Source organism: Pseudomonas morbosilactucae (genome assembly GCF_023241665.1).
Taxonomy (GTDB): Bacteria; Pseudomonadota; Gammaproteobacteria; order Pseudomonadales; family Pseudomonadaceae; genus Aquipseudomonas; species Aquipseudomonas morbosilactucae.
Window position 1 is genome coordinate 22,075 of sequence record NZ_JALQCX010000071.1, and the last position, 18,615, is coordinate 40,689.

Consider the following 18,615-nt stretch of genomic DNA (forward strand, 5'->3'; position numbering starts at 1 on the left):
TGGTGATTAAGATATGTTATTACATCTCAAGCCAAGCAGGAGTCTCACCATGAAAGTGCTGTCATCGCTCAAGGAAGCCAAAAACCGCCATCGGGACTGCCAGATCGTCAAGCGTCGAGGGCGGATTTATGTGATTTGCAAATCCAACCCGCGCTTCAAGGCCAGGCAAGGGGGCGCCAAGAACAAAAACAAAGGCTGAAGATCGGTAGGAGGATCGGCGAGGCCGGTGCCGATGAAACACATCTGGCCTCGCCCTTGATGAACGAGTCAAACGTCTTGGGTGCCCTCCGCACCCGAGCAAGCGATCCGGAAACGTCAGCCCTGGGCTAACGCCCTGTCAACCGGCATAACTGCTGAAACCACCGGCGAAAGCTCTGCGCCCTGCCTTGATTTCGGTGCGTAATTCGCCGATCAGATTGGAGATTGACCTGATGCTGGTGAGGTCGCTGGTCGACACGCCAGGGAGTAACAACTCGACGCGCCCCGACTCTGAGTCGAAGATCTTGATCGTCAGGGAGCCATTGGCGTTGACCGTGCAATGGCAAGACAGGGGAAGAAAGCCGGATTCCACAATGTGGCAAAGCTCAACAATGGCAAGCATGGCGTCCTCCGGCAGCACCGGCGTTTGAGATTCAACCGATTCAGCGTAGGTCAGCCCTAGCAGACTCGCTTTGGCCACCCCCGGGAAATATGCCAACTGGCTCGCAGTTCAGGCAGTTTAAGAGAGCCCGAGCCAATCCATCGCCCTTTGGTCGCTCTGACATGGCGTGATCCTAGGATTTTTTAACCTCAGCCCTATGAATCGGTAATCGACCTTTGCTAGGTTGAGCGACATGAACGCTCACCGCCTAGCAACTCGCACCGCAATGATTAGCCCCATCGACGCCGTGGTGGGCTAGCGCTGTTCAACGAACACCCAACCCGCCTCAGAGGCGGGTTTTTATCCCCGGCGCTCTGAGGTTTCGCCCCCAGGAGACCGACCATGCACCACCCTTCCCCCGCCGTACTGCACTTGCTCTGCGGCAAGATTGCCTCGGGCAAATCCACCCTGGCACACCAGCTCGCCCAGGCACCGAGCACAGTCTTGGTCTGTGAGGATCAATGGCTGGCGCAGTTATACCCTGGCGCCATCGCCACCCTCGCCGACTACCAGCTCCATGCACAACGCTTGCGCGCCGCCATGGAACCACTGGTCATTGCATTGCTGAGAGCGGGAACCAGCGTGGTCATGGATTTTCCAGCCAACACCGTGGCGCAACGTGCCTGGCTCAGGGGATTGGCGGACAACGCCCAGGCTGAGCATGCGTTGCATGTGCTGGCCATCGACGACGAGGTCTGCCTGGCGCGGCTGCGGGAAAGAAACCAGCGTGGCGATCATCCTTTCGCCACCGATGAGGCGGCATTTCGACTGATTTCCAGTTACTTCGTCGAGCCCCACGCCGATGAGCAATTGCATGAGGTTCGTTATTAGCAGGCCTGGGCCTCGTCAGCGACGCTGAGGGGCCAACAAGGTAAATTTCAGGCAAAAAAAAGCCCAAGTAGCTGATGGAAACTTGGGGCTTAAAAATGCATAAACCGTGGTAGGTGAACGCGACGCAATCTTATCTCAGCCCAACACCTGTAACAATATATTTTCGTAAAAAAAACGCAGAAAAAATCATCTAAGTCATTCAATAACCACACTTTTTTCGCGGCAACGATAAAATATTCCCACAGCATTTAAAGGGTTTCCACGTTCTTTCTTGCGTTCTGCCGCGGAAACTACAGCCCGTGCCTCCAGCGGTAAAATGGCAGCAAACGGCACGCACCTGCTGCCTGGGCCTGATGCTCATCAGAAGGTGATGGCAGTGCCTGGATAAAACAGCGTGTTCAACACGATCAGGGCCAGCCAGAGACCGATTTCCAGGGTCTCGGAAAGGGGCTGGATTTTCCTGATCGCGCCATAGATATGCACGACGGCCATCAACAAAAACACCAGATACAACACATCAAAGGCGTAACTATCACGAATACCGTTCATGACGGAGTACAACATGATGACTTCCACCACCAGAATAAAAGCGCCCAAACATCGACCGAAATAAACAGCCAAGTGCCGCTCTTGGGGTATCGCCCAGCCCATTAACTTGGCCCATTGCAAGGGCGCAACAAAGATAGGCAAAGCAAAAAACAAGGTTGTCACGATCATTAATGTGGCGAGGTACTCTTTACTGTATATCGAGAAAAAACCCAACATGCTCTATTCCCTGTTTTTATTATCAATAAATCTACGGGGCAATAGTTGCAGCTCCTTATTGAATTTTCCAATCAGAAAACCAAAAACAGGACTAAAGAGAGTTCAGTAATTAGAAAACTGTACTAAGGATTGAGCCGGTCATGGGCATCCTTGCTACAGGCATCCCGAGCAGACACTCACGCACTCGAACGGAGCGCTGAACCGCTCTGCTATTCCCCTCGCCACTTGGGTGCCGTCAACGATTAACGCTTGCTGCTCAAAAATTGACGAACAGTTTTTAACTCCATGCTTAAGCTTCGCTGTATAAAACGTGGCGAAACGGTCAATACAGAAGCCGATGTTAGTTCCAGGGAGATTGTTACAGTGAATAGGGAAATTATTTTAATGCGTCATGGCCAACCGAACCTGGATGAGGTCAAGCCGATTTCAGCGCGGGATATGAAGCACTGGATTGAGCAATACGACCTCTCGGAAATCACTGCCCAACCCGCACCACAAACCAGTGTGGAACTGGCCGTTAATGCCAGCGTCATCGTATCCAGCACCGCGCCGCGGGCACTGACATCCGTTCGGGCCCTGGGCCTTCAACCGAGCATCGTGGATGAAGTTTTCTGCGAGGCGAAATTGCCCTATGGACGCTGGACCCGACCGCGACTTTCGCCGTTTACCTGGGCCTTTATTCTTCGAATTTTATGGCTGTGCGGTTTCTCAGGGAACGTCGAGTCCGCCCAGAAGGCAAAGTTGCGAGCCAAAGAGGCTGCCGAACACCTGGCATCCGTGAGCGGCGAAGGCTCGGTTCTTTTGCTCGGTCATGGGTTCATGAATCGAATGATTGCCAAACAATTGGAAGCTGCCGGATGGACGCGCCATCACAGCAGCGGTAGCCGGTACTGGAGCGCGACAACCTATCGAACCGGTAAGCATTGAAACGCCGGCGCGCACGGTCCAAATGCGGAGGTGGTCATGATTAACCGGGCTGCCGATGACGCAACCTCAACTAAGCGTCATGCAGCATGCGGTCCGAGATAACCCCCGAGAAGGTTTTCTGCACCGGGCCGCTCAGAAACACCGCCCCCACGCCGTCCCATTGCACCGCCACCGTGCCGCCATCACATTCAACGTCGACGCGGTGGTCCAGCAGGCCACGACGAATGCCATTGACCACCGCACCGCAGGAGCAGGAACCAGAACCCAGAGGAATAGCGCCGCCCCGCTCCCAAATACGCAGGCGAATGTGCTGGCGGTCAATGACCTGGACAAAATGCACGTTGGCCCGGAGCGGGAACAGAGGGTGGTTTTCGATGGTCGGCCCGATTGTCGCGATATCAACGTCGCTCAGGTCATCGACAAAATAAGTGCAATGGGGATTGCCCATGCTGCAAGCCGCCGGGTCGCCCGCCAGAGGCAACAACGCCGTGTTCAGTTCTTGCGCCAGGGGAATCTCCGACCAGGCCAAAAACGGCTCCCCCATGTTGACCGAAATAGCACCGGTTGACGTTCGCTCGCAGGTCAGCAGCCCACGCTGGGTGCGCAGGATGACCGACGCCTGGGTTGACTCACGCATCAATAAATCGGCAACACCGCGCGTCGCACTGCCACACACATCCAGCGTCGAGCCATCGGCATTCCAGAACATCACCCGCGCTGCGGCATCTTCACAATCGAGCACTACTGCGATCTGGTTGAAGCCAATACCTCGGTTTCGATCCCCCAACCGCCGAGCCAGAGCGCTGGTCATGGGGTTGGCTGAATCTCTCGAATCGACAACGACGAAGTCATCGCCATTGGCGTGCATTTTAAGAAACCTCAGCGGCATAGATAGACAGACCTTAAGCGGCGGGACAGGCCGTGAATTGACGGTTGACGACGATCTAACCGTCATTCGCATAACCTTTGCAAGCACAGGGTCGCCCCACCTCTCCACCCGACCGCCCCAGACCATCATCCGCGCCCTTCGCCGAACACCTGGAAACAACCTCTTGATTGCCAAGCCATGAGGCGTCTGTTTGCATGCCAGCCCCAACGTTCAGCAAACAGGTCAAGGAGACGATTAATGAAAACGATGGTGATCGGCGCAAGCAAAGGGTTAGGCAGAGCCTTGATCGACGGCTTGGGTGAACCGGGGGACACCTTGATAGGTGTGTCTCGGACCCGCCCCGAAAACCTGATAGCTCAAGCGGGTGTCGAGGTGCAGTGGCTGGAAGCCAACCTTGGCGAACCGGCAAAGGCTGCGCAGATCATCGAGCAGGCGGTGGTGGACGGCGGGCTGGATACGCTGATCTACAACCTCGGCATCTGGGAAGCGTTTGCCTTTGACCCGGCGTACGACTTCCTGGAGGACCACGACGACCAGGTGGAAAACATCGTCAACTGCAACATCACGTCGACCATTATTTTGATCAAGCGCCTGCTTCCGGTGCTGCTCAAAAGCGCGAACCCCAAGATCATATTGACCGGGTCGACTTCCGGTTTGCCGCAAAGTGGACGACCCGAAGTCACCTTTGGCGCCTCCAAGTTCGCGTTGCAAGGTATCGCCGATGCGCTGCGTGAAGGGTACCGGCAGCAACGCCTGGGGGTGACCTGCTTGAACCTCGGCTACCTGAATACCGAAGACCCGCTGAACACGCCAAGAGCGCTCGCCGAGCAGCGCGGGGAAGGTCATTCAATTCCCGTGCACGACGTCGTCCAGGTGGTACGCATGGCCTTGAGCCTGTCTTCAGCAAGCTTCGTCAAAGAAATCACCTTGCCAGCAATATTCGATGAGCGCTTCTGATAGCGGGATCCCCCCACCAGAAGATGCCTGGGTCGGCTGCTGCGGTTGATGACCATCAGCAATCGACCCAAGGCAGCGACCCTACTCCCCTGCCTCTACAGGTCCCTCCTACCCGGCTTTCGAATAAAAACGGACCACGCGCAATCCTGTAAAAACGCCAAGGGTCGGCGCGATCGCGAACACGCCAAATAGCCAGCCCGCAGCGCTGGCCGTGCCGACAACGCCTCCAGGGCTAGAGAGGCCGGCAACGTTGGCCACCATGCCTGCCAGGGCCGCGCCAAGGGCGGTGGCGAACAACTGCACGGTGGTAATCGACGCTGCTGCCAGGTCCTGCTCGCCCGCCGAGGCGACCTGAAACACCCGAGTCAACAGGTGCGGCCAGGCCAGCCCCACACCCAAGCCAATGGCAACGAGCGCCAGGCATATCGGCGAGAGAGCCCACCAGTCCCCCTCGCTTTCGACTCGCATCAGAACGGCAAGCGCCACCATGCCGGCCAGTCCAAGAACCGGGCCTGCAAGGATCGCACGCCCGATATTTTTGCCGCTCGCTCCGGCGCTTGCGATGGACCCCAGGGTCCATCCGGCCGCCATGAGCGCTGCGAGATAGCCAGCGACTAGTGGGGATTGGTGGTGAAGGACCTGGAGGAACAGCGGCACGAATATTTCACCACTGGTAATGGCCACCGCCAGCAGTGACATCGTTGCATACAGCGCCCCCAGTGTTGTGGTGATGCGAAATGCACCCGTTGGCAGCAGCCTATGGCGGGCACGGTTTTCTGTGCCTATCAGTAGGACCGTCAGAATGGCGGCGACTGCAATGCCCCCGATGTTCCAGGAAAGGATTGAGGAGACGCTGGCCGCCGAAACCACGAGGACTGCCGACGTCAAGAGAACCAGTTGGGCCATTGGGACCGCTGGGCGTTGAGCTTTATTGGCACTGCGTTTAGGCAGCGCGGCAACAGCCAGCAAGGCGAACAATGCGGCAACCGGAATGAGCAACCAGAACGCCATTCGCCATACACCGAGCTCAGCAAAAATCCCGCCTACCGCCGGACCAACCAGCGTTGCCACCCCCCACATGCCGGAGACCAATGCCATTGCGCGCGGCCATAAGGCCTCCTCGAAAACCAGCCGGATCATCGCGTAAGACAGTGCAAACAGAAAACCGCCGCCCAGCCCCTGAACAAAACGTCCAGCCAGCATAACGGGCATTGATGGGGCAAACGCACAGACGAACGTGCCGAGGGCAAACACCAAGGTGGCAATGATGTACGCGCCGCGCGGCCCCGCGCTGACCAGCAACCGCGCCGACAGCGCTGAACCGAGGATCGAGGCCGCAACGAACAGCGTGGTGTTCCACGCGTAATAGTCGATGCCACCAAGGTCCCTGACAACAGAAGGCAGAATGGTGGTGGCGATATACACATTGATCGCATGAAGGACGACGCCTCCCGCCAGCGCAAGCGAGCGCACGCCATTCCTGCCAGACAGCAAGGCGGCCCAAGCGTTTTTTGGAGGACAGTCCTCCCTCAAGGCACTGGCCTCTACAGTCGATTGTGAATAGTGATCAGCTGGCACATCAGGCTTTTCCATATGGACTCCACGTCGAGATTTCACTCGCAGCGGCGAATGAAGGCTTGCAAAGGCAAACCGACACTCTTTATAAAACCTCATGTATAGATGAGGTCAACACGGAGTAGGCATTTATGATCGATGTGCGCGTGCCACTGTCGGTAGGAGAGCTCGCCCGCCGGTGCGGCGTCACCATCGCGACCGTGCACTTCTACGAAGCCAAGGGTCTCATCCACGGACAACGAAGCGCAGGTAACCAGCGTCGTTATGCCCGGGATACTCTTCGCCGAATTGCCATTATCAAGATCGCGAAACGCGCGGGCATTCCCTTGGCCACGATCAAGGACGCCCTGGATGGGCTTCCCTCGGGACGCCCCCTGACAACCAGAGATTGGACGCACCTCTCCACACTCTGGAGAGACATGCTGACTGAACGGATCCACAGCCTCACCCAGCTTCGCGATCAACTCGACGGTTGTATCGGCTGCGGCTGTCTCTCTATGGACGACTGCCCTCTTCGCAATCCCGGTGATCGTTTGAGCCAGCTAGGGGAAGGAGCCGTCTTGCTGGAGAAAGACTCCGTGCCCACGGAGTGATTGATCGGTTGAGTCCATAGGGCTGTCAGGATTGCCCGCCGGATGCCTAAATTATTTCAGGCACTTTTCAAAACGAACATCACCCTCTGGCAAGTGCTCCACAGGCCGCCAGCCGAGGTTCCGGTAAAAGCCATTCGCGCGGCTTGCCTCGGCGGTTTCTAGCCAGATGGTCTGGTGGTGCTGAAACAGAAAAGCCTCCGCTCTCTCCATCAGGCTACGCCCCAACCCGAGCCCTTCGAATTCGGGCAGAACGAAGGCCGCAAACACACACCCCTCCTCGACATCCGCCATGGAAAAACCTACGGGGACGCCATCGACTTCCGCGACCCAGGCGCATGGCGCTTCAAGAATTGCCTGCCCGATAGCCTCGGGAGTGATGCCCATTTCCGCTAACTGATCACGGGATAAATGGTTTTCCTGAACACTGGTTCGAATATCAAAAATGGCATTGATATCGCCTTGGTTAGCAAGCCTGATTGCTTTTTTCATGAGGTCCTCTTTTGTACCCTGTCCTTGGGATGGAAACTTGACTTACAGACCTGACGCATTCCACGAAGGCCGTCTGCGTGCCGGGAAAGGTCATTTTGGATAGCTGAGTTTTTCAAAAAAACCGATGGCTTCTTCAACGAATGCCCGAAGATTAGCGGTCCTCTGCCGATCCGCTCTATAGACCAGGCTCAATGGCAGCGAGGGGCCCTCGTAGTCGCGTAGCACCGGCACTAGCAAGCCGCTTGCAATAGCATCTGCCAGGGTATCTTCATCACCAAGAACGATCCCGAAACTGTTGACTCCAGCCGTGATCAACGCCCGCATATCGTTAACCGATAAGCGACTCTTGAAGCGTGCCTCATGGGGTTCGCCATCTTTCGAGAAGCGCCAACACTCTTCAGAAGTTCGATCTGAAAACATGTAGGAAACACAGTTGTGATGGGCTAAATCCTCAGGGGTTTCAGGTACGCCAAATTTCTCAATGTAGGTTGGTGATGCACAAGCCAACAACTGATATTTCTTTAGTTTTCGCCTGACCAATGAATCAGATTCAAGTCCAATACCGCCTACGCGTATAGCGGCTTCATAACCCTCGTTGGTCAGGTCAACGAAACGCTCTGTCAGTGTCAATGAGATTTCTATTTTGGGGTAGCGCTCAAGAAACAGCTGGATGAACGTCATAAAACTACCCGCCCCGAAATTGATCGGGGCACTTATACGTAATCGACCGCTCGGCTCATTTAGAGCCTCGTTCGCCATCGACTCAGCCGCTTCCGTCTCAGCGAGGATGAGCCTGCATCTTTCCAGATAGCGCGTACCAAATTCCGTGACACTTTGGCGCCGCGTAGTTCGATTTAAAAGACGAACCCCCAGCCGACTTTCCAACGCTTGCACATGCTTCGCCACCATTTGCGGCGATATTCTAAGTTTCTCTCCTGCTGCTGCGTAGGACCCCGCATCCGCCGCTGCCACGAACGCCTCCATCGCTTTTAACCTATCCACATTAACAACCTGGTTGAGCGAATGATGCTCACAATCCTATGTTTATCTCCCATTCTTGTGCAATTAAGATTTAAACGCGTGCTCTGGCTGCAAGATGATCAGCGCCACCACTAATGGGCAAGCGTCTTGCGCCTTGTTGATACCCCTCATCCAAGTGGCCGTCGCCGCAGGCTCCAGCAGCCTCATCGTCGACCGCCTCGGTCTTTCAAGCGTTTCCTGAATGGAAGGACGTTGGTGTAGGGGTGTTTGTTTTTTAGCGACGACCCAGTGTCTGCACGTCATCTATCAACGCCAAATTTCACTAGAGAACAGAGAACTGAACCCCATGAACGCAACAAAGGACCTCACACTAAGGTTGCTGTTTCCGCAATGGCAGGGCGGCAACAATCCCCCCTACTACTTTGGCGCTCAACTCCTCTCCTGGCTTGCACCCACCCCATCCGGCCCGGTCGCCGAAGTTAAAGTCGACGTGCCCACTAATGATCCACTGCCGCTGGAAGATGGCATCTTGGGGCGTAGCGCATTGCTCAAACAAATGCACAACGCCCGAACATTGATTGATCAATATGCACCGGACAGGCTTGTTGTTTTGGGCGGTGACTGCCTCGTGGATTTGGCGCCGTTCGCTTACTTGAATGAGCGATATGACGGAGACCTTGCGGTGCTTTGGGTTGACGCCCACCCCGATGTTTTGACGCCCAGAGACTTTTCAAACGCACACGCCATGGTCTTGGGCAATTTGCTCGGTGAAGGTGATGCGGACTTTGTGGGCGCCGTGAAACGACCACTCAAGCCTCAAAATGTGATGTACGCCGGGCTGCAGGAAACGATGCCCGTAGAAACGGCCCTGATCGAGCGACTGGGCCTAAGCAAAGCGAGTGCAGCGCAACTGTCGGTTAGCAGCGAACCCGTTCTGAAGTGGTTCAGATCAACCGGCGCAAAACATTTGGCGATCCACTTGGATCTCGATGTGCTTGACCCTGTTTTTTTCCGCTCGCTCTTGTTCGCCAATCCGCGAACACCTGAGGGCACCTATGACGGCGTTGCCCAAGGAAAAATGCCCATCAGCGATGTAGTGCGAGTGCTGTCAGACGTTGCGGCTATCGCCGATGTCGTTGGAATCGGCATTGCCGAACATCTGCCCTGGGATACGTTGGCCCTGAAGAACATGCTGGCAAATCTTCCGTTGATTGGCCGTAGGGCCAATAACCTTCAAACCTGAGCCATTGAAATGCTCTGGAGCCGCAAAAACAAACGTCATCAGCAATTGCCGGGAATCATGTCCGTGCAACTACAAAAAAATACAAAATCGATACATGTTGCCTACAGCGAAGCTTTGCCCTTGCCGATAGCATCACTTAAGTGAATGTCGCAAACGCCCTGAAATTGGAGCATCAATGAAAATCGCCTCATCCGACAATACGCTAGCGATGCAACTGCGGGTTACGACCTCCTCGCCAGCCTCTGTGACCGAAAGCTCCGCCAACGCCAGCACTCAAACCACGACCACCAAGGTCGAGATATCAAAAGAAGGCCATGAAAAATTAGAGAGTGAAAAGTACGCTGACATTGACAACGCGCCCTTGCCAGAAGACGTCAAAGAAGTCCTGAAAAACATTCGTAAGCTGCAGGAAAAAATTGCTCAAAAAAACCAGGAACTCATGGAATTGATGAGCGACAAGACGTTGTCCGAGGACGAGATCAAGCGGCAGCGAGAGGTTTTGACGACCGAAATCAGAAGCATGCAATCGGCGTTGGGAACGGCAACAAATGCCCTGAATAATGCAATGTCCACTCACAATATGGATTCCAAAGGTCGGGACTTGGCCAAAGGCCTGATTGGGATGAAATAAGCAATACGATAGGTAGTGTCGAATTCTTTTCGATTAAATCGGTAGAGCCTTCGAACACATTTCAATAAAAGCTCGCAATTTCGGCTGATTTTTTGCTGCTTTTGAAAAGTAAAGGAACAACCCGTCATTACCTGGAGAGCAGTCCAGTAATGCCGGTTCAAGTGTCCCGTTCGCGAGCTCGCGCGAAGTGTGGAACGTTGAAGAATAAATCAGCCCAACACCCTGAACAGCCAGGCTGCGCATCAACTCCCCATCATTAACCGTGAGCGGGCCGTTGGGTTCGATCCTTACGCTTTCGTTATTTTCAATAAACTCCCAGCGATAGATATCTCCCTTTTCAGGGCGCCGAAATCGAACGCATTCGTGATGCACAAGATCGCTGGTCACTGTGGGTTTTCCGTTAGCCTCGAAATAGGCAGGCGACCCAAAAACAGCCCATTGAAAGGGTTTTGAGAGCCTTACCGCGATCATGTCTTGCTCGATGTATGAGCCAATCAATATCCCTGCGTCATAACCTTCGGATACGAAATGGTCATGGCGGTTACTGACTGTGATGTCCACATTCAAATTGGGCCAGGCTTGTCGAAACTTGGGCAGTAGAGGTTCGATGACGTGTGGCAAGGCCAAACGCTCAACAATCAGCCTCAGTGTTCCTGAGGGGGCCTTTGCCGACTGCGCAGCATCCTCGAGACCATTGGCAATCGCTTGCGCGGCAGGCTCGATTTTCAACAGCAAATTTTTCCCCGCCTCCGTGAGTGACATCTTGCGAGTTGTGCGGTGCAAGAGCGGCACTCCAAGGCGAAGCTCCAACTTCTGCAACGCCTGGCTGATGGAGCCTGGGGTTTTACCAAGATCAAGAGCGGCTTTACGAATACTCAGCCGCTTGGCAATGGCTAGAAACTCGGACAATCCATCAAAGCTATCGGCGTGGCTCATCTCATTCCTTCATCCGTCCAGCACATCAGTGGTTGATTGCGAAACCTGTACTGTACGTGGATTTTCAGCCTCAATCCAAAACGATTAGGTTGTTTTATTAAACAATCTGTTCGGTATTGGGCGGCTTCTTTGCGCCTTTAGTCGCGGATACAGTGGCCTCCACCGCCAAGAAACTAAAGGAACTTCATATGTCTATTGCACAGCGTTTTGCTGGTCTTGTGGGCGCCACTGCCGCGCTGATGGTCACGGCGGCCCCTGTCGTTGCCGAAGACGATCTGAAAAGCGAAAAAGTGCTGATGGTGGTTTCCAGCCTCGACAAAAAAGCCTCGAACCTCGTCGGTGGCTTCTGGTTTCCAGAACTGACCCATCCGGTTGAAGTCTTTGATGAAGCTGGCCTCGCTTACGACATTGCGAGCCCCAGGGGCGGCTTCGCGCCGTTCGACGGTTTCGACCTTAGAGACCAAGCGACCCTCAACTTCTGGACCAACCCGGAACACCGCAACAAGGTAGGCAGCACCCTCAAACTCTCGGATGTCGACCCGTCGCAATACACCGCAATCTTGCTAGTCGGTGGTCATGGCCCCATGTGGGACTTCGTCGGCAACCCTGAACTTGATGAAATCGTGCGCACCGTTTATGAAAACAACGGCATTGTCAGTGCCGTATGCCACGGCCCAGCGGGGCTGATCGACGTCAAACTCAGTAACGGCCAGAGCCTGATCAAAGGCCGCCGCCTTACGGGGTTCACCGCTGAAGAGGAAGTTTCGCGCCAGTACGACAAGATCGTTCCATTTGAACTGGAAAGTGCTTTGAAAAACGCCGGCGCAACATTTGAAGAAGCCCCCCTCTTCGAAAGTCGGGTGGTGGTCGATGGCCGCCTGGTCACCGGTCAAAACCCAGCGTCAGCGAAAGCGCTCGGAGAGGCCGTGGTCAAAGCCCTGCAATCAAAATCCATCTGAGTTGATTCAATCTTGTTGTTGGGCAACATGCAGCCCGACGCCAAGATTGCTGCTCGCCACTCAGTAGGGGCATGGTTTCTTTTGTGCACTCGTTGCACTTTTAACCATCGAACAACCGAGGGCAAACTCAGCACACTGGGGAGATACAACATGCCGCGTTTAAACTTCCTACTGAGGTACGCAACATTGCTGGGCGTTTTTGGCGCCCTGCAATTTAGTAACTGTGCCAAAGCTGCCGACCTCAATGCCTGGGCGGCGTCAGTCCTGAGGCCTTCGAAAGTGCCTCACTTTGAGGCTGGAAAATGTCTGTGGGGGCGGGGGAGTCCAGCCCCCGCACATGATACGACGCACCCGAAAAAGGAAAAACGGCAAGATCTGGGTTGGCTACTACTACAACGGCAGAGATGCCAACGGCAATCGCGTCGAGATCCCTCTTGGCGGTGACCTCGATGAAGCCAAAGCCGAATGGGCTCGCCTGGAGCGCAAAGCTACGCCCAAGCCTGTCCACTTGATGGGCAGGCTATTCGACGACTACGAAGAAAAGGTCGTACCAGGGCTGAAATCCGGCACCCAGAGGGATTACCTCAAAGGCCTCAAGCAGCTACGCAACGCCTTTGAGTCAGCCCCCGTCGACGCGGTCACCCCACAAGTGATTGCCCAATATCGTGATGCACGGACAGCAAAGGTGCGCGCCAAGCGCGAGATTGCCCTCCTTTCGACCATATTCACCTTTGCCCGCGAATGGGGGCTGACCGAAAAAGCGAACCCCTGCGCGCGACTACGCAGGAACAAAGAGACACCACGCGACTTCTACGCTGGAAAAATCGTTTGGGATGCTGTGTACGTACAGGCCCCACCCGAGCTGAAAGACGCAATGGACCTTGCCTACCTAACTGGCCAACGCCCCGCCGATGTACTCAAAGCATCAACTGCCGACCTCAACAACGGGTTCCTGATGGTAGGCCAGGGCAAGACTGAGAAACGCCTGCGTATCCGCCTGCACGATGGAACAGACGCATCAGCCCTCAGCACCTTCCTCGATGCTCTGCTCGAGCGCAAAACCATGGCCGGAATCAGAAACTCAAGCCTGATCACCAACCAGGCAGGCCTGCGAATGAGTTACGCCATGCTGAGGAATCGGTGGGACGAAACTCGAGAGAAAGCAGCCAGGAAAGCTGAAGCCGAAGGTGATGCAACGCTTGCCACCGCAATCCGTCATTTCCAATTTCGCGACATCCGACCAAAAGCGGCCAGCGAAATTGACGACATTGGGCATGCTAGCCGACTGCTTGGCCATTCAACGCAGGAAATGACAAAAAAGGTATATCGCCGTATTGGTGAAATAGTACACCCTACGAAGTGAAACGGTTTTCGGAGTTCTCTTTGAAAACCATAAAAAACCAACCGTAAATATGATGCATATCCATTGGGCGGCGTAATACAAACCACATGCATATCCGACGAAAACACTAATTTTAACCAAAGGGCTGTGATGCTAACTACGCCCCGCAGCCCGGAGCCTTACTAGCCAACGATCGCACTAAAAGCTTATAGCTTCGAAATTAAATCGACAACTAGAAACCCAATCGAACTACTTTCCTGACCCACCTGACAACTGAAGCGTATGCATTCCTTTTTCATAGTATGGACCAACACAATAAGAGCTCTCATTTAACCCTGGGTCAATCATCGATGTAGTCATGATTATCTGGTATTTCTGCTCCACGCCTTCAAGCGAACGCACTAGAAGCCTTTGAAAATTTTGGCTACGCATCGGCCCCATCCCCTTATCTTCGATGTTATCCATCAACAACAATCGGGGGTACCGCATATTTTCATCCCATATTGACTCTTGAAGAATCGCCAAATGGAAACTGTTTTTCATAATTGTTTCAGAGCTTGCGGAAAACTTCGACCTACCATCAACCAGCATATAATCTCTAGCAAAGTCAAACTCAAACTTTCCAGGATCAATAAAGTCACTTTCAAATCCACCATCTTGCCGAAGCAACGTAATTGTTCTCTCCGAAAGATTTGACTCTAATCTTGACTTCCTAGACTCAGTCAAATAGGCATTCTTCTTAATTTCATCTTTCAGATGCAGAATTTGATTGTTTAGCTTGTCACGATCAGATATAAGCTGCTCTACGCTCGATACGAGTTTTATTTTTGCCTTCAGATTCGTCACACGCTCTTCAAGAGTCCCAATTCTAGAAGACAAGGTATAAAGTTTCAAAACCTTATCAGAACTCAGTGTCAGCGCAGCCTTATGCTTTGACTTAAGAGTGTTTAGCTGATGACCCTCTACTTGAATATACCTATCGGCCTCCTCTAACCTCGTCCTAAGCTCAACCAGCACCGACTCACTCTCACGCTTCTGAAAGTTCAAGTCATTCAACGCAGCCAAATAAGAGCTCTTTCTTTTCTCATCATCCACATCGGTTTTGCAGAGATGGCATGTACCTGTGCCATGGGACTCTATTGTAGACAAGCAACATGGGCAAAATTTGAATCTAACCTCCCCAAACAAGTCATAGGTTGCTCTCGACTCTTGTAGTGATTTAAGCCTAAACTCAATAGCTTTGATAAAAAGTTCTGACTCGACAATTTCATTGACTAGCTCAACTCGCCTCGAGGTTCTAATATCAATTTCTTTTGCAAGTGTAGAAATTTGCTCGGCAACTTTGGCAGCAGCCTCTTTAATTTGAGGACTTGAATCCGTGTCGGGTTGCAGTGCTATTTGCTGACGTTCTATCAGCAGCGCATTTAACTCCTGATTGGCCTCTTCAATTTCATTGTTAAGATGTTCGGCCCTCAAAACACCTTCTGTAGGCGAGATGTATTTAAAAATGGCTTCCAACTGGCCATATATTTTACTGAAATCTGTTTCAGCTTTAGAAAGCTGCTGCCGCAACCCATAGGTACCCAAGTCATCCACGCCCAACAAAAAATCCCCGATTGCTTGGCGCATGCTTGGTTTATCAAATGCCAGTTCGGCTTTGAGAATTTTATTAACAGGGGTATCTTGATCCACATATATCAAACGTAATATCTGGTGAATCGTGAGATTTGAACTATCATCATTTTGGTGATGTGGCCAACCAAACAGTTCAAAAATTTGTTGTGAGAAACTATGCTTATTCGCAGTACGCATAATACCGTACTGAACCCAATCAGCATGATTTATCTGTGAGCTTTCATAATCGCCAGAAAAAAACTGCATAGGAGGCTTGCTCGCCGGCTCAATTGCTCTTGACACCGTTAGCACATAGCCATTTATTTCAATTTGAACAACAACACTATCACATGCAGCAGCTTCTTTGTTCCAGCGCTCCTCCCTAAGATCACCACCCAGACCAAAAAACAATAAGTCCATTATAGTGGACTTACCAATACTGTTATCACCGCGTATTATGTTGATACCCAGATGAAATTTCTCGTCATAAACTGCCCGGCCAGATTTCATGACGAGAAAACGATGTATAAATAGCGTTGAATTATTTGATATCATAAATATATTCCATTAGGCCTGAGCGCTTTTTAAGCCCTGCATCTCCATTAAACTCAACTTTTGGCAATGCCTTAGTTATAATATCAAACGCAGCACTCTTCAAAAAAATATCATTTTCAACGAGTTCAGTATAACCATCAGGAAGAAGCTCACTATTGACCTTAAGAAAGCCACTTTCAAAATCAGACTTTGAAATAACGCCTTTGGCAATCAGTTCCAGCGCTGCGGTTTTTTGAAAAACTTGAAGATCATACAAAACCCTGGCGGGGTTGCTAATGTCCTCAAATTGTCCAGGAATAGATTTCAAATCAGCCTTGAATTCTTTTATGTTTGCAGGCCACGGCTTTATATTTTTCAACTGACTTGGAAATAGATAATAATAATCTAAAACTCTCAACTGATCCCACGTCAAAAAAAACTCATCAGTAGCTCGCAATATTGCTAACAACCTATACAAGCAATGGTTTGCATCGTATGCAGGATGATATATCAGCACTTTATACCTCCCAGACCAGATGACACTTCCCTGTTAAAAAATACAACATCCCATAGATTAAATACTGATCAATTGATACATCGACACTACAAACCTCAGCAAAAATTGTATTCACAATATTGTGATAAATAGCTTGATCAATATCCTCCGGACGGGCCCCAGACTTTAGAAGCGGGCGAATTTGACCGTCGAAGGACGCCTTTATTTTCTGAAGAATATAAAAGTAAATATATTGCCTTCGCGGAGAGAGCTGAGCTCTTGCAGCGATTTTTGCAAACCTGTCCTTATGCTCTATAGCTTCTTCGACAAGATCTTCTCTGTTTCCATTAACAAGCTTTTTCTGCAGCCCGATTACTGGTCGGCCTGCCCTATCGGCAAGATAAGTATTGAGCAGTTCGACAAAATCCTGAAACTCTTCGTCACCTTCGGAAAGAGCACCTATCCTGTCAAGTCCTGCCCTGATAACATTAGGATCAGGAGCTGCTGCAACTATATAGGTGACATTATGTTGATCACCACCAACGACTGAGCCTTTTACATCCGACTCTGTAACAACAATTTTATTCATTCAGGCTTACCGGAATTTCGATTTCCGCCAGTAATACCTCCACGGACTTTTGATTTTGAAACTGTTATTACATTTCCACCTTGAGGCTTACTTTTAACAAGGTTTATGAGTAAGACGCAGATAAAAAACACTAGCACAGCAACCAAACATAGCAGTACGAAAAGCTGAGTGCTATTAAGATTTTTAAGTATAGGGGAGGAAATCAGTGCGGGATAAACGCTATAAGCGACGAAGGCACCAACAGTGGCACTCCCACCATACTTTAAGGCGGTGCTCCAAAAATTTTCCATGCGTCAATCCTTGATTGTTGGCAAACAGCCATCATCCCGGACAACCGCACGTGCGTAAAGAGCCTTTCACCTTTTTACTGATGCATACCTTTACTTAGTCCGCTCATTATGGACGAACTGCTTTGACCCACTGATCAACCCACCCTAGCGAGGAGTTCGCGCAAAAAAATCCTGTGAGTTGCGGAACACCGCCGGAAAATTGCGGAACACTTCACTTTTTTGAGAGCATAAAAAAACCCGTAGATCATTGATCTACGGGCTTTTTATAGTGGAGGCCGAGGTCGGAATCGAACCGGCGCAGGTGGATTTACAATCCAATAACATTTTCAATTATTACAGTGACTTAGCTTATTTTTGTTTCCGCAATTTCACTTTTTTAGCAGACCTACAGCCAAGGCGGGCCAAGGGTCGCGATTCAAGTTGCGGAACGGATTGCCCCATCCTGTTTGATAGAGTTCGCCGAGAACTGGAAATTTCCTGCCCTCGGTAGGATGCCAAACTCCTTGCTGTAAAACTGGCATCCCGGCTTGTGCTTAGATCTTCGGTTTCACGGCCTTGGCTTTTTCGTCGGCCAGTTTCTGTTTGCGCACGGCTTCTGCGTTCGCATCCTGTGAGGCCAGCTCATCGAACATCACTTTGGCGTCGGTGATGGAGAGCGTATAGGACGCCACCATCTGATCTTTTTCTTTTGCCGCTCTAACCGTGATGATTTTCCCGCAGTTCGGGCTGAATGAGCGCGGAGCGGTGACCGAAACGCCAGGAATAGGAGTGATTGTTCCGTTACCCTGGCATGGAGCCAGGCCCGATCCAGTCCATTGTTTGCCGTTGCGGTCGTATTGCCAATTGAGGCCCATTGCTCCGATTACCATGGTGTCGGAAGGTTGACCGAACTTCTCGGTGAGGGCGCTCTTGAACGTGTTGACGTCGATGCGGCCTCCTTTATCGAAGCGTTGAACACGCGCCACGAACCATACCTTGCCAGCATCGTTCAGCAATGCCGCAAACTCGTCCGAAGGTCCACCCGGGTGGTTGGTGCCTGTGCTCATCATGAGATCACTGGTTTTCGCCGTGACACCGGCTGCTTTTCCATTAGTCAGCATCAGCGGCGTAACTGTGAAGTCGGGATTGGCCTTGGCAATGGCTTCTTGAGCTTGCGCCAACGAAGAACCGATGGTCACGCCCGAAATGTCATCTGCTGCCAAAGAGGCTGTGCTCGCGAGTGCTACGAAAGTTGCAGTGGCCAGAACACTTAGCCCCTTGAGGCGAGTGCGCTTGCAAGTCTGTTTAACTGCTTGGGCTTCGTTGAACTCGTTTGCAACAAAGGGGAATTGCAT

Annotated in this window: 21 protein-coding genes; 9 read left to right on the forward strand and 12 right to left on the reverse strand. The window is 52.1% G+C overall.

Going from position 1 to position 18,615, the window contains the following annotated elements:
* Window positions 1-49 precede the first annotated feature (49 nt).
* Complete coding sequence (ykgO, locus tag M1B35_RS29350) at window positions 50-199, forward strand: type B 50S ribosomal protein L36 (RefSeq protein WP_020297337.1); 150 nt, start codon at window positions 50-52, stop codon at window positions 197-199.
* Between the two features lie 138 nt (window positions 200-337).
* Here ykgO and M1B35_RS29355 read toward each other — a convergent pair whose 3' ends face one another.
* Window positions 338-601, reverse strand: coding sequence for a DUF1652 domain-containing protein (locus M1B35_RS29355; RefSeq protein ID WP_123334472.1), 264 nt, complete (start codon window positions 599-601; stop codon window positions 338-340).
* A gap of 381 nt (window positions 602-982) precedes the next feature.
* Between M1B35_RS29355 and M1B35_RS29360 the strand changes: the two genes are divergently transcribed.
* Window positions 983-1,471 carry a P-loop nucleotide/nucleoside kinase family protein gene (locus tag M1B35_RS29360; protein ID WP_268263791.1) on the forward strand — a complete coding sequence of 163 codons (489 nt, stop codon included), beginning with the start codon at window positions 983-985 and terminating at the stop codon, window positions 1,469-1,471.
* Between the two features lie 360 nt (window positions 1,472-1,831).
* Here M1B35_RS29360 and M1B35_RS29365 read toward each other — a convergent pair whose 3' ends face one another.
* Window positions 1,832-2,236 (reverse strand): hypothetical protein, encoded by a 405-nt coding sequence (locus tag M1B35_RS29365; RefSeq protein WP_268263792.1) that lies wholly within the window; start codon window positions 2,234-2,236, stop codon window positions 1,832-1,834.
* A 363-nt stretch (window positions 2,237-2,599) separates the two neighbouring features.
* Here M1B35_RS29365 and M1B35_RS29370 point away from each other — a divergent pair, with 363 nt between their 5' ends.
* Complete coding sequence (locus tag M1B35_RS29370; protein ID WP_123333511.1) at window positions 2,600-3,163, forward strand: histidine phosphatase family protein; 564 nt, start codon at window positions 2,600-2,602, stop codon at window positions 3,161-3,163.
* A 70-nt stretch (window positions 3,164-3,233) separates the two neighbouring features.
* Here M1B35_RS29370 and dapF read toward each other — a convergent pair whose 3' ends face one another.
* Window positions 3,234-4,052 (reverse strand): diaminopimelate epimerase, encoded by an 819-nt coding sequence (gene dapF, locus M1B35_RS29375; protein WP_123333513.1) that lies wholly within the window; start codon window positions 4,050-4,052, stop codon window positions 3,234-3,236.
* Window positions 4,053-4,289: 237 nt separating this feature from the next.
* Here dapF and M1B35_RS29380 point away from each other — a divergent pair, with 237 nt between their 5' ends.
* Window positions 4,290-5,009, forward strand: coding sequence for an SDR family NAD(P)-dependent oxidoreductase (locus M1B35_RS29380; RefSeq protein WP_123333515.1), 720 nt, complete (start codon window positions 4,290-4,292; stop codon window positions 5,007-5,009).
* A 108-nt stretch (window positions 5,010-5,117) separates the two neighbouring features.
* Here M1B35_RS29380 and M1B35_RS29385 read toward each other — a convergent pair whose 3' ends face one another.
* Window positions 5,118-6,602 (reverse strand): MFS transporter, encoded by a 1,485-nt coding sequence (locus tag M1B35_RS29385; protein WP_268263793.1) that lies wholly within the window; start codon window positions 6,600-6,602, stop codon window positions 5,118-5,120.
* A gap of 113 nt (window positions 6,603-6,715) precedes the next feature.
* Here M1B35_RS29385 and soxR point away from each other — a divergent pair, with 113 nt between their 5' ends.
* On the forward strand, window positions 6,716-7,177 hold the full coding sequence (gene soxR / locus M1B35_RS29390) for a redox-sensitive transcriptional activator SoxR (protein WP_123333517.1): 462 nt from the start codon (window positions 6,716-6,718) through the stop codon (window positions 7,175-7,177).
* Window positions 7,178-7,228: 51 nt separating this feature from the next.
* On the opposite strand, the gene M1B35_RS29395 is transcribed toward soxR, so the two are convergent.
* Together M1B35_RS29395 and M1B35_RS29400 are read right to left on the reverse strand one after the other, a co-directional pair.
* On the reverse strand, window positions 7,229-7,666 hold the full coding sequence (locus M1B35_RS29395; protein WP_123333519.1) for a GNAT family N-acetyltransferase: 438 nt from the start codon (window positions 7,664-7,666) through the stop codon (window positions 7,229-7,231).
* A gap of 90 nt (window positions 7,667-7,756) precedes the next feature.
* A complete protein-coding gene (locus M1B35_RS29400) occupies window positions 7,757-8,650 on the reverse strand; it encodes a LysR substrate-binding domain-containing protein (protein ID WP_268263794.1) in 894 nt (297 codons plus the stop codon).
* Between the two features lie 343 nt (window positions 8,651-8,993).
* Here M1B35_RS29400 and M1B35_RS29405 point away from each other — a divergent pair, with 343 nt between their 5' ends.
* Complete coding sequence (locus M1B35_RS29405) at window positions 8,994-9,890, forward strand: arginase family protein (protein WP_268263795.1); 897 nt, start codon at window positions 8,994-8,996, stop codon at window positions 9,888-9,890.
* Window positions 9,891-10,065: 175 nt separating this feature from the next.
* Window positions 10,066-10,521: a hypothetical protein gene (locus M1B35_RS29410; RefSeq protein ID WP_268263796.1), complete on the forward strand. Its 456-nt coding sequence runs from the start codon at window positions 10,066-10,068 to the stop codon at window positions 10,519-10,521.
* A 33-nt stretch (window positions 10,522-10,554) separates the two neighbouring features.
* Here M1B35_RS29410 and M1B35_RS29415 read toward each other — a convergent pair whose 3' ends face one another.
* Window positions 10,555-11,457: a LysR family transcriptional regulator gene (locus M1B35_RS29415; RefSeq protein WP_268263797.1), complete on the reverse strand. Its 903-nt coding sequence runs from the start codon at window positions 11,455-11,457 to the stop codon at window positions 10,555-10,557.
* Window positions 11,458-11,645: 188 nt separating this feature from the next.
* On the opposite strand from M1B35_RS29415, the gene M1B35_RS29420 reads away from it, so the two are divergent.
* Window positions 11,646-12,416, forward strand: coding sequence for a type 1 glutamine amidotransferase domain-containing protein (locus tag M1B35_RS29420; RefSeq protein ID WP_268263798.1), 771 nt, complete (start codon window positions 11,646-11,648; stop codon window positions 12,414-12,416).
* Window positions 12,417-12,753: 337 nt separating this feature from the next.
* Window positions 12,754-13,779: a tyrosine-type recombinase/integrase gene (locus M1B35_RS29425; protein WP_268263799.1), complete on the forward strand. Its 1,026-nt coding sequence runs from the start codon at window positions 12,754-12,756 to the stop codon at window positions 13,777-13,779.
* Between the two features lie 228 nt (window positions 13,780-14,007).
* Here the strand turns inward: M1B35_RS29425 and M1B35_RS29430 are convergent, their stop codons facing one another.
* The 5 genes from M1B35_RS29430 to M1B35_RS29450 all read right to left on the reverse strand — a co-directional run bounded on the left by M1B35_RS29430 (window position 14,008) and on the right by M1B35_RS29450 (window position 18,615).
* Window positions 14,008-15,927 (reverse strand): AAA family ATPase, encoded by a 1,920-nt coding sequence (locus tag M1B35_RS29430; RefSeq protein WP_268263800.1) that lies wholly within the window; start codon window positions 15,925-15,927, stop codon window positions 14,008-14,010.
* Complete coding sequence (locus M1B35_RS29435; protein ID WP_268263801.1) at window positions 15,914-16,423, reverse strand: ABC-three component system middle component 5; 510 nt, start codon at window positions 16,421-16,423, stop codon at window positions 15,914-15,916. Before M1B35_RS29435 ends, M1B35_RS29430 begins: the two co-directional genes overlap by 14 nt.
* 1 nt (window position 16,424) lies before the next feature.
* Window positions 16,425-16,991 carry an ABC-three component system protein gene (locus M1B35_RS29440; protein WP_268263802.1) on the reverse strand — a complete coding sequence of 189 codons (567 nt, stop codon included), beginning with the start codon at window positions 16,989-16,991 and terminating at the stop codon, window positions 16,425-16,427.
* Window positions 16,988-17,281 carry a hypothetical protein gene (locus M1B35_RS29445; RefSeq protein ID WP_268263803.1) on the reverse strand — a complete coding sequence of 98 codons (294 nt, stop codon included), beginning with the start codon at window positions 17,279-17,281 and terminating at the stop codon, window positions 16,988-16,990. Before M1B35_RS29445 ends, M1B35_RS29440 begins: the two co-directional genes overlap by 4 nt.
* A gap of 533 nt (window positions 17,282-17,814) precedes the next feature.
* Window positions 17,815-18,615, reverse strand: coding sequence for a hypothetical protein (locus M1B35_RS29450; protein WP_268263804.1), 801 nt, complete (start codon window positions 18,613-18,615; stop codon window positions 17,815-17,817).